Annotated in this window: 9 protein-coding genes and 1 riboswitch; of the genes, 5 read left to right on the top strand and 4 right to left on the bottom strand. The window is 60.9% G+C overall.

What is annotated here, in order from left to right; genetic code table 11:
• Window positions 1-60 precede the first annotated feature (60 nt).
• Window positions 61-435 (top strand): DUF4870 family protein, encoded by a 375-nt coding sequence (locus IE123_RS12225; RefSeq protein WP_229819742.1) that lies wholly within the window; start codon window positions 61-63, stop codon window positions 433-435.
• 89 nt (window positions 436-524) lie between these two features.
• Here the strand turns inward: IE123_RS12225 and IE123_RS12220 are convergent, their stop codons facing one another.
• Together IE123_RS12220 and IE123_RS12215 are read right to left on the bottom strand one after the other, a co-directional pair.
• Window positions 525-1,400, bottom strand: coding sequence for a pirin family protein (locus IE123_RS12220; protein WP_189518567.1), 876 nt, complete (start codon window positions 1,398-1,400; stop codon window positions 525-527).
• A gap of 93 nt (window positions 1,401-1,493) precedes the next feature.
• Window positions 1,494-2,741: an MFS transporter gene (locus IE123_RS12215; protein WP_189518566.1), complete on the bottom strand. Its 1,248-nt coding sequence runs from the start codon at window positions 2,739-2,741 to the stop codon at window positions 1,494-1,496.
• 180 nt (window positions 2,742-2,921) lie between these two features.
• On the opposite strand from IE123_RS12215, the gene tenA reads away from it, so the two are divergent.
• From tenA to IE123_RS12195, 4 genes are all read left to right on the top strand, one after another.
• On the top strand, window positions 2,922-3,587 hold the full coding sequence (tenA, locus tag IE123_RS12210; RefSeq protein WP_189518564.1) for a thiaminase II: 666 nt from the start codon (window positions 2,922-2,924) through the stop codon (window positions 3,585-3,587).
• 81 nt (window positions 3,588-3,668) lie between these two features.
• Window positions 3,669-3,792, top strand: a riboswitch (TPP riboswitch).
• 84 nt (window positions 3,793-3,876) lie between these two features.
• Window positions 3,877-5,814, top strand: a complete 1,938-nt coding sequence (thiC, locus tag IE123_RS12205) for a phosphomethylpyrimidine synthase ThiC (RefSeq protein WP_229819741.1) — start codon at window positions 3,877-3,879, stop codon at window positions 5,812-5,814.
• 179 nt (window positions 5,815-5,993) lie between these two features.
• Window positions 5,994-6,761 carry a FadR/GntR family transcriptional regulator gene (locus tag IE123_RS12200; protein ID WP_229819740.1) on the top strand — a complete coding sequence of 256 codons (768 nt, stop codon included), beginning with the start codon at window positions 5,994-5,996 and terminating at the stop codon, window positions 6,759-6,761.
• Window positions 6,762-6,900: 139 nt separating this feature from the next.
• The gene (locus IE123_RS12195) at window positions 6,901-8,877 is read left to right on the top strand and encodes a beta-galactosidase (protein ID WP_189518560.1); all 1,977 of its coding nucleotides are present in this window, start codon (window positions 6,901-6,903) and stop codon (window positions 8,875-8,877) included.
• Between the two features lie 121 nt (window positions 8,878-8,998).
• On the opposite strand, the gene IE123_RS12190 is transcribed toward IE123_RS12195, so the two are convergent.
• Both IE123_RS12190 and IE123_RS12185 read right to left on the bottom strand, forming a co-directional pair.
• Window positions 8,999-10,591 (bottom strand): solute:sodium symporter family transporter, encoded by a 1,593-nt coding sequence (locus IE123_RS12190; RefSeq protein WP_189518558.1) that lies wholly within the window; start codon window positions 10,589-10,591, stop codon window positions 8,999-9,001.
• A gap of 253 nt (window positions 10,592-10,844) precedes the next feature.
• Window positions 10,845-11,249: a glutaredoxin family protein gene (locus IE123_RS12185; protein ID WP_189518556.1), complete on the bottom strand. Its 405-nt coding sequence runs from the start codon at window positions 11,247-11,249 to the stop codon at window positions 10,845-10,847.
• Window positions 11,250-11,270: the final 21 nt, after the last annotated feature.

Genomic DNA, 11,270 nt, shown 5'->3' with positions numbered 1-11,270 from the left:
TGCAGTACCGGCCCTGTCAGGGTATGCTGTGCGTCTTGATGATCCTTTCAGGAGAACGCAGTGACTGACAGGGACCCGGTGTTGCAGGACCCGCACAGCAATGGCCTTGATGACGACCCGATGATGGTGCGTATCGGCTATGCCCTCTATCTGGCCAGCATCCTGACCGGCATTACGGCGCTGGCCGGTCTGGTCATCGCCTATATCTACCGCCGCCGCTCGGCCCCCTGGCTGGCAGCCCACTACACCTTTTTGATTCGTACCTTCTGGATCGGGCTTTTCTACATGGTGCTGGCGACCGCGCTCTCCATTCTGGGCATCGGCCTTTTGCTGTATCCACTGATCACGGTGTGGCTCATCGTACGCTGCGTGCGCGGCTGGCGTGAGCTTGAGCGCCGAGGCACGCCGACCCCGCTGATGAACTGGGCCTGGTAGCGCGTCGCCCGTTTTGACTCAAGCCCATACGACAACGCCCGCAGCCATGGCTGCGGGCGTTTTTTATCGCGTCTGGTAACAGGCCTGGCCTACCCGGCAGATAGTCCGCCGAACCTGCCGGCTCGATAATCACTGACGGCCTGCTCGATCTCTTCTCGCGTATTCATCACAAAGGGGCCGTGGGACACCATCGGTTCCTTCAGTCGCGGGGAGTGGCCAAAGATCAGCGTGGCATCGCCTGACCCGCGAATCTCGACGTAGTCGCCTGTCGTCTCGAATTCGATCAGGTGACAGGGGCGAATCGCCTGCTCGGAGATCATGATGTTGCCACGCACCACGTAACAGAAGATCTCATGATCCTCCGGCACCGGCAGCCGAATCAGTGAGCCTTCCTTGATGGTAATGATCGACATGAAGCTGGTGGTCGGCGTCTCGATGGGGCCGCGGAAGGTACTATCCTGCTGATCAAACTCACCGGCAATCAGGGTCAGATGCCCACGGCCTTCATCCAGCTCCACTTGCGTCAGGTCATCGGCCTGAAGCCCGGTGTAGCGCGGTTCAGTCATCTTGAGGCTGGCCGGCAGGTTGATCCAGAGCTGAAGGATTTCCATGCGTCCGCCCTGCCGCCGGAAGGCTTCGGGCGAGACTTCTGCATGCACCAGCCCACGACCTGCCGTCATCCACTGTACGCCACCGGCTTCAATGATGCTTTCGTGATCGCCGCTGTCGGCATGGGCCAGTGAGCCGTCAAGAATAAAGGTGACGGTCTCGAACCCGCGGTGCGGATGCGGGCCGAACGGCAACCCGGTGTTGTTCTCTCCATACACCTGCGGTCCGTGATGGTTGAGAAACAGATAGGGATCGAGATAGTTGATCGAGGGTCCGGGCAGCGGGCGATGCGTGATCAGATCGCCAATATCATCGCGAATGGCGGTATGTAGATGTCTCACCTTGCGCGCAGTCATGGATGTCGTGTCCTGTCGTTAAATGAAACATTAATGTTCCCAAGTGTAAGACACATCCCTCTACCGTGCCGTGATCTTCCGCCGAAATCGCCGTTATCCCGGAATGTCTTCGGTCAGGCGACGCAGCCGCAGCCCCGCCAGCAGCGCGATCAACAATAGCGCGGTAATAAAGGCGACTACACCGTTCCAGCCGCCCATGGTCCAGAAGGCACCGCCCAGGGTGCCGGCCAGACTCGAGCCCAGATAGTAGCTGAACAGATACAGCGAGGAAGCCTGCCCGCGCGCCTGGGTCGCCCGCTGCCCGACCCAGCCGCTGGCAATCGAGTGGGCGGCAAAAAAGCCGAAGGTAAAGATCAGCATGCCGATCATGATCATGATTACCGGCGAGGCCAGTGTCAGGCCAAGGCCCGCGAGCATCACGACAATGAACACCCAAAAGGTCCGCGGCCGTCCCAGCCGGTCGGCAAGCCCACCTGCCCAGGCCGAGCTGTAGATGCCGGAGAGATAGACGATCGACAACAGCCCGATCACCGTCTGGCTGAAGTGATATGGCGCTTCCAGCAGCCGATAGACGATGTAGTTGAACAGCGTCACGAAGCTGCCCATCAGCAAAAAGGCTTCCAGAAACAGCCACGGCAGCCCGGCATCGCGAAAGTGCAGCCGAAAGGCGCCGGCCAGATTGGCCACGCTGAGCTGTCTGGGCACGAAATGGCGGGAAGGGGGCAGCATCTTCATGAAGGCAATCGCGCTGATCAGCGAGATGATGCCCATGGTCGCCAGCGTCACCCGCCAGTGGACAAAATCCACCATCACGCCGCTGATCAGTCGCCCGCTCATGCCACCGATGGCGTTGCCGCCGATATAAAGCCCCATTGAGACGCCGATAAAGCTCGGGTGAATCTCCTCATTGAGATAGGCCATCGCCACGCCGCACAGCCCGGCCATTGAAAGCCCCGCCAGCGCCCGCATGACCAGAATGGCGCCCCAGTGCTGCATGAACGCCGCCCCGATGGTCAGTGCAGAGGCGCTTAAAAGCGCCAGCGACATCATCTTTTTGCGCCCGAGGGCATCCGAAACCGGGCCGGTCATCAAAAGCCCGACCGCCAACATGCCGGTGGAGACCGACAACACCAGACTGGTACTGGCCGGGTCGATACCAAAGGCATCAGACAGGATCGGCAGCATCGGCTGCACGCAGTACAGCAGCGCAAAGGTGGAAAAGGCGCCAAGAAACAGCGCCAGCATGGTGGGGCGATATTCAGGGCCACCGCGTTCGATGAACGGCGCCTCTTCACCGGGCATTGTTGAGGTTTCACTGCCCGGAGGACTGGTGCGGGACATGATGTCTCCCTGTAGGCCCGAACGCTGACCGGCAGCGCTCGGGCATGAACCGTTAGGCCTCATAGTATAAGACGACTCACCGGTTCCCATGGCCTTACCTGCAGGGTGTCACGTGTCAAAGGCGCCATCCCATGGGTTACGCTGGAGGCATCGAACAAGCACGGCTGCGGAGAATTCAACATGGCTCAGGATTTCGACACCCTTAAAAGCACCTGCAGTGATCAATGGCAGGCCTATATCCAGCACCCCTTCGTGGCCGGCATCAGCGAGGCGACGCTGCCCACCCCTGCCTTTCAACACTATCTGCAGCAGGACTATCTGTTTTTGATCCACTTTGCCCGCGCCTGGGGGCTGGCAGTCTACAAAAGCCGCGACATGCATGAGCTTCGTCATTCACTGGAGAATCTCAAAACCATCGTGGATACCGAAATGGGCCTGCACGTCACCTATTGCCGGGAATGGGGCATTGATGAGGCCGCCCTTCACGAGCTGGAAGAGGCGCCCGAGACGCTGGCCTATACCCGCTTCGTGCTGGACTGCGGCCACCGGGGCGAGCTGCTGGACCTGCATGTGGCGCTCGCACCGTGTCTGATCGGCTACGCCGAGGTGGCCGAGTGGATCGGCGCGCGCACGCGGACCGTCACCGTGGATAATCCCTATCAGGCGTGGATCGACATGTATCGCGACGAGGAATATCAGCAGGCCGCGCGGCAGGAGCGTGCGTGGCTGGACGAACGTCTCGCCGAGGTCTCCCCTGCTCGCTTTGCCCAGCTGGCCACAATCTTTCGTGACGCCACGCGCCTTGAAGCCGCCTTCTGGCAGATGGGGTTGGATGCGGCAGGCTGAATCGAGGGGCAAACACCCGGAGGTGAGACTTGACCGGGCACCTTTGCCCGGCACAGACTGACGACGCGATGGCCTGACCATCGCTGCTTGACGGGGTGCCGGTGGAACCGGCTGAGATCATCCTGTACCGCATGCGGTACCACGGTGGATCCCGATGAACCTGATCCGGCTAATACCGGCGTAGGGATTCAAGCGAAGGGTCCGCGCTGCCATTCCGGCATCCTGCAGTACCTCCCCTTCCTGCCTACGCTGTGCGCCGGCTGACTGATGTCACGCTCTGGAGCACAACATGACCGAAAGCACCATCTCTCACGAATCGCACGCCCCGCGTCGCGGCAGAAAACCCACCTTTCTGGCTGACAGCGCCCGCGTCGATAGCGCCTCCGTTGCCCCACTGCCCGCTTCTCGCAAGGTGTTCGTTAAAGGCTCGCGCCCGGATATTCGCGTTCCCATGCGCGAGATTACCCTGTCGCCCACCACGACCCGTGACGGCATTGAAGACAACCCGCCGCTGTTGGTCTACGACACTTCCGGTCCCTACACCGACCCGGCCGCTGATATCGACATTCGCCGCGGTCTTGCAGACCTGCGCCGTGCCTGGATCGATGAGCGGGGTGATACCGAGTGGCTGGATGGCCCCACTTCCGAGTACGGCCGTCGCCGCGCCAACGATCCGCAGCTGGCCACCCTGCGCTTTGATCTAAAGCGCACGCCGCGCCGCGCGAAACCGGGTCGCAACGTCACCCAGATGCATTACGCCCGAAAGAATATCATCACGCCGGAAATGGAATTCATTGCCCTGCGCGAGAACCAGCGTCGCCAACAGCTCGGTAGCGATGAAGTCGAGCGCATTCTGGGTCATCAACATCGCGGCGAGAGCTTCGGCGCCCGCCTGCCGGAAGAAATCACGGCCGAGTTCGTGCGTGAGGAAGTGGCCCGCGGGCGCGCGATCATTCCCAACAACATCAATCACCCGGAAAGCGAGCCGATGATCATCGGGCGCAACTTCTTGGTGAAGATCAACGGCAATCTGGGCAATTCGGCGGTGACCTCCTCGATCGAGGAAGAGGTCGACAAGATGACCTGGGGCATCCGCTGGGGCGCCGACACCATCATGGATCTCTCCACCGGTCAGAACATCCACGAGACTCGCGAGTGGATCATCCGCAACTCACCGGTGCCGATCGGTACGGTGCCGCTCTATCAGGCGCTGGAGAAGGTCAACGGCGTGGCCGAAAACCTGACCTGGGAGATTTTCCGCGACACGCTCATCGAGCAGGCCGAACAGGGGGTGGACTACTTCACCATCCACGCCGGCGTACGCCTACATCACGTGCCGATGACCGCCGAACGCACCACTGGCATTGTCTCCCGCGGTGGGTCGATCATGGCCAAGTGGTGTCTGGCCCATCACGAGGAGAGCTTTCTCTACACCCGCTTTGAAGAGATCTGCGAGATCATGAAGGCCTATGACGTCGCCTTTTCACTCGGCGACGGCCTGCGTCCGGGATCGATTGCTGACGCCAATGACGCCGCCCAGTTTGCCGAGCTCGAAACCCTGGGGGAGCTGACGCAGATTGCCTGGCGCCATGACGTGCAGGTGATGATCGAAGGGCCCGGCCACGTGCCGATGCACCTGATCAAGGAGAACATGGACAAGCAGCTCGAGTGCTGCGACGAGGCGCCCTTCTACACCCTGGGGCCGCTGACCACCGACATCGCCCCGGGCTATGACCACATCACCTCCGGCATCGGGGCCGCGATGATTGGCTGGTATGGCTGCGCCATGCTCTGCTACGTCACGCCCAAGGAACATCTGGGCCTGCCCAACCGCGACGACGTCAAGACCGGCATCATCACCTACAAGATCGCCGCCCACGCCGCGGATCTGGCCAAGGGCCACTCCGCCTCGCAGCGCCGCGACAATGCACTGTCCAAGGCGCGCTTCGAGTTTCGCTGGGAGGATCAATTCAATCTGGGCCTGGACCCGGATACGGCGCGGGAATACCACGACGAAACCCTGCCGAAGGACTCGGCCAAGGTGGCGCACTTTTGCTCCATGTGCGGGCCGAAGTTCTGTTCGATGAAGATCAGCCAGGAGGTTCGGGATCATGCCCGGGCGCGGGGGCTTGTGGGCACCACCGACGAGGAAACCCTCAAGCGCGGCATGAGCGAGCAGGCAGAACGGTTCAGGGAGGAAGGCAGCGAACTGTACAAGGAGGTTTAACCACCAATGCACAGGGCCCCGGCAAACCGGGGCCTTTCGCACGCCCTGCCGTAACGTCTCCTGCCGCCTGCGACAGATCCCTGCCTCTGCGTGGTCAATGTCTATAGGCCGATGGTCCGACAGCCGCTGAGGCAAATATCAGACATTATTATCTTTATATCTGATATTTGGAGATGGCCGTGGCCGAGCGACAATATCTACCTCATGCAGCCGCCAACGCTGATGCCAGCGCGCTGGCATCAACGCTGGCCCACACCATCCTGTCGGGCCAGTGGGCCTGCGGCGATACCTTTCCCCGCGAGCTGGATCTGTGTCAGCACTTTGCGACCAGTCGCAATCGGGTGCGCAATGCCCTGGCGACCCTGAGCGCCTGCGGTCTCATCGAGCGCACCGCCGGGCGAGGTACCATCGTGCGCGATATCTCGCAGTGGCATCTGCTCGACCCCAACATGAGTACCTGGCTGTCCGGCCTGGACACCCCGCACCCCCAGTTGGTGCATGAGGTATTTGCCTTTCGTCTGGCCGCTGAACCCTACGTCAGCGAGCTAGCGGCCCTGTCAGCCACGGCATGGGATCTGGCACAGATCGAGCGCGCCTTCAACGGCATGTGCGATACCGCCCACGACCCGGATCAGCGCAGCGCCCATATTGATTACGACGTTGCCTTTCACGATGCCATCTATTGCGCCAGCCACAACCTGGTATGGCGCCAGATGGGCACTTTGCTGCGCCCCTCGATCGTGGCCCTGATCCAGCGCTCCCATCACCGGGTTGAGCGACTCGACGACAGTCTGGAGCGCCACCGCCGCGTACTGGAAGCCATTCGAATGCGCCAGCCCGACACTGCCCGTGAAGCCACCGAGCACGTGCTGGCGCGCACGGCCACCGATCTTGAACTGTCCGGCCGACCGCCTGAACTGCGCCCCGGGCGCACCACAACACCCTGACGGGCAGGACACAACCTGCGACAGCCCCTTTACGACGATCACCGCGGCGGCCTGCAGCCGACCATGTGTTCTTCATGCGCATCATGCCAGCGCCTGATGCGCCAGCTCTGCCACCAACACCTCTATCCAGGAGCCTCTCATGCAATTAGGTGTCTGTTACTACCCCGAACACTGGCCTCCCCAGCGCTGGGCCGACGATGCCCGCGAGATGGTCGAGGCCGGGATCAGCGTGGTGCGTATCGGTGAATTTGCCTGGAGTCGGCTGGAACCGCGCTCAGGGGAGCTGCAGTTTGAATGGCTGGATGAAGCGGTGTCGACGCTGGCCGAGGCCGGCCTTTCCATCGTAATGGGCACCCCCACCGCGACCCCGCCCAAGTGGCTGGTCGATGCCCACCCGGAGATTCTGGCCGTGGATGAGCATGGTCGGCCGCGGGGCTTCGGATCACGCCGCCACTACTGCTTCGCCTCGCCGGTCTATCGCACACAAAGCGAGCGCATCATCCGACTGATGGCCGAGCGCTTTGCAGGCCATCCCGCCATCATCGCCTGGCAGACCGATAACGAATACGGCTGCCATGACACCATTCTCAGCTATTCATCGGCCGCGCGTGCCGGCTTTGGCCACTGGCTCGAAAAGCGCTATGGCGATGTGGAAACGCTCAACAATGCCTGGGGCAGCGTGTTCTGGAGCATGGAGGTCACCGGGTTTGATCAGGTAGAAGCGCCGGTCGGCACCGTCACCGAACCCCACCCGGCCATCGTGCTCGATTATCGTCGCTACTGTTCGGATCTGGTGGTCACCTACAACCGCCTGCAGGTCGATACCCTGCGCGCTGCCGGGGTATCCGTGGACATTGTTCACAACTTCATGGGGCTTTTTACGGAGTTCGATCATTTCGATGTCGCGCGCGATCTCGATATCGCCAGCTGGGACAGCTACCCGCTGGGCTTTCTGGAGCGCGGCGCACATGATGAGGCCACCCGGGATCGCTATCGCCAGCAGGGCCACCCCGATTTTGCCGGTTTCCACCACGATCTCTACCGCGCCATGTGCCGCGGTCGCTGGTGGGTCATGGAGCAGCAGCCCGGGCCGGTCAACTGGGCCGTCAGCAACGCCGCCCCGCTGCCCGGCATGGTACGCCTGTGGAGCCATGAAGCCTTCGCCCACGGTGCCGAGGTGGTGTCCTATTTCCGCTGGCGCCAGGCGCCCTTCGCCCAGGAGCAGATGCACGCCGGCCTGCTGCGCCCCGATGGCAGCGAATCAAACGCCTGGCCGGAGCTACTGGCCGTGCGTGACGAGCTCCCCCGTCTGGCCCGGGAAGACATCACCACGGCGTCGGCATCAATCGCGCTGATGTTTGACTACAGCGCCATCTGGGCCTGTCAGATTCAGCCCCACGCCGCCGACTTTGATGCGCTGGCGCTGCATCTGAGCTGGTACAGCGCCCTGCGACGGCTGGGGCTGGATGTCGATATCGTATCGCCCAGAGACGCTATCGATGGCTATGCGCTGGTGGTCCTGCCCTGTCAGGTCATCGCCGATGAGGCACTGGCGGAAAGACTCGACGCCGCCCGCGCCGCCGGCACGCGATTGATCATTGGCGCACGCTCCGGCTCGCGCACGGTTGATTTTCAGATTCCCGCTAACCTGGCACCGGGCCCACTGAGTACATTGACCGGCGTGACAGTGGATCAGATCGATGGCATGCGCCCCGGCACCCATCCGCGCCTGAGCCTGCCCGGCAGTCCGCAGGGGCACGGCCTGCGCTGGCGCGAGCAGCTGGATGAAAAGCGCCAGAAGGCCCGTGTCGTGCATCGCTTCGAGGACGGCATGCCGGCAGTGACCGAACATGACAGCGTGACCTACCTCACCGCCTGGCTGGATGAGGACAGCATGGTGGCCATTTTCGACGAGGCGTGTCACGCAGCCGATATCGCCACCACCGTACTGCCAGAGGGCGTCAGGCTGCGCCGTCGTGGCGCGCTCTGCTTTGCCTTCAACTATGCGCCCGAACCCCGCCATCTGCCGGACAATTTGATTCCCTCGCAAGGCTATCTGGTTGGTGACGCGACACTGCCCCCCGCGGGTGTCAGTGTCTGGTCAACGACACGCTAACCAGCCCATTGTATAACGCACTGTCCCTGCCTCGGTTTCCCGAGCGGGGACAGTGCGTTACAGGCCTTGTGCGATCGACATTGAAGCAGCGCCTGCAATCCACAGGTGCTGCGTGTGAACACTAGATAAAGGCCAGGTAAATGGCGACCACCAGCACCAGCAGCGCAATGCTGGCCGGCCAGGCCTTGCTCCAGGGCGTCATGTCGATGGCACCGGCGTCCTGCTGCACCCAGGGTTCGGCGCGCGGTGTTACCTTGCCGATCACCAGCATCATCAACACCAGCAATACCATGACGATCGCGATGAAGTGGAAGTTGGAGACGATATCCACAACGCTTGCCAGCGGCGGCACGAAATAGAATGCAGCGATAATGACACAGCCCAGCACCAGCGCCAGATTGGCGGCAATGGCCGGCACGCGGCGGGTCAGAAAGCCGACCAGAATGACCGACAGCAGCGGCACGTAATACAGCGAATTGACCTTCTGGACATAGACAAACAGGCTTTCCTGACTGGCCATCAGGGGGGCAATGCTCATGGCCGCGATGGCCATCAGCCAGCCGGACCATTTTGACGCACGTACCACCTGAGCATCGGTGGCATTCGGCTTCAATCTTGCCTTGTAGACATCGAGACTAAAGAGCGTTGCGGTCGAATTCAGCGCCGAGTTGAACGACGACAGAATGGCGCCAACCATGGCCGCGGCAAAAAAGCCCGTCAGCGGTGCCGGCAGAACATCATGTACCAGCTGGCCATAGGCCGCATCGGCCTTGACGCCCTCTCCAACATACATGTGAAAGGCGATGATGCCCGGCAGTACCAGATAAAGCGGCCCGAGCAGCTTGAGCAGCCCGGTCAGCAGCACCCCTTTTTGCCCTTCGGCCAGCGTTTTGGCCGCAAAGGTACGCTGAATGATCTGCTGGTTGGTACACCAGTAGAACATGTTCAAAAGCAGCACGCCGGTAAAGATGGTGGAGAAAGGCACTGACTGATTCTCGGTTCCCCAGGAGCGCAATTTTTCCGGATGGCTGGTCTTGAGCGTGTCCCATCCTGCCAGAATGCCCTGACCGTCACTGATCGCGTTGAGGCCGAAATAAACGATCATCAGCCCGCCGATTAAAAGCCCTACGCCGTTGATGGTGTCGGAAATGGCGATTGATCGAAGCCCACCAAACAGGGCATAGATGGCCCCTCCCACACCGACGGCCACAATGGTCAGCACCAGCAGCACCGCATTGGATTCGATACCGGTCAGCGTCTGAAGATCCAGCAGTCCCATCAGCCCGAGCGCGCCGGAATAAAGAATGCTGGGGAGCAAAATGGCGGCGTAGGCAACGACAAAAATAATATTGGCCAGTAGCTGCGTGGTGCGATCAAAGCGCAGCGCCAGCAGCTCCGGCACGGTGGTGACACCGCTTTTGAGAAAGCGCGGTAGAAAGAACATGGCCATGGTGACCAGAGTCACGACGGCGATCACCTCCCAGGCCATGACCGACAATCCATCGGTAAAGGCGGCACCATTGAGCCCGACCATCTGCTCGGTCGACAGATTGGTCATCAGCAATGAGCCGGCAATGATCGGGAAGGTCAGGCTGCGTCCGGCCAGAAAATAACTGCCTGACTGGCGGTAATCATCGTGGCGTGTCATGCGCCAGGTGATAAAGGCGACCAGCGCGGTAAAAAAGACAAACGAGGCCAGGGTCAGCGCGTTCATGAAGTTGCCTTGTATAGACACGAGAGGGAGTTCTACATGAGGCCACCGAGTCTAACGACACCAAAAACAGAGACCATTCGCAATTTGTCTTACTTATCATTATGAAATGTCTGACAATTTCAGACATTTAGTAAAAACCGTTGCAGCTCTTTCAACAGCCGAAACATCAGGCAGGCACGTGCGGTGACATGTACCGCAGTCCTGCACGCAAAAGGCCCCGATTTATCGGGGCCTTTCATGAAGACAAACCGTCTTATACCGCTGCGGTATCGGGTTCGAAGCGCTTTTGCAGATAGCTTTTGATGGCGTCGGATTCATACATCCACTCGGTAGTGCCATCATCACGCTCGATGCGCAGACACGGCACCTTGACGCGCCCGCCGCCGGCCTTCAATGCCTGCCTTGCGGCATCGTCATGCTGGGTATCACACAGCGCAATCGGCAGCGCCAGCCGGTGCATCTCCTGGCGCACCTTGATGCAGAACGGACAGGTACGAAACTGATACAGCGCCAGCCCTTCACACGCCTGATCCACACCCTGCTGCGCGGCGCTTGAACGTGTCACGGGGGTGGGACGATTGACCTTCTCGCTGACGAGCATGACGGGTGCCAGTACCAGGCGCACGCCCTTGAAGAAATAACGGACCAGTATTTTCATGACAACACCGTAAAATGACAA

The sequence above is a fragment of the Kushneria pakistanensis genome (genome assembly GCF_014652795.1).
GTDB classification, from domain to species: Bacteria; Pseudomonadota; Gammaproteobacteria; order Pseudomonadales; family Halomonadaceae; genus Kushneria; species Kushneria pakistanensis.
This window is presented reverse-complemented; position numbering and strand designations above follow the sequence as displayed.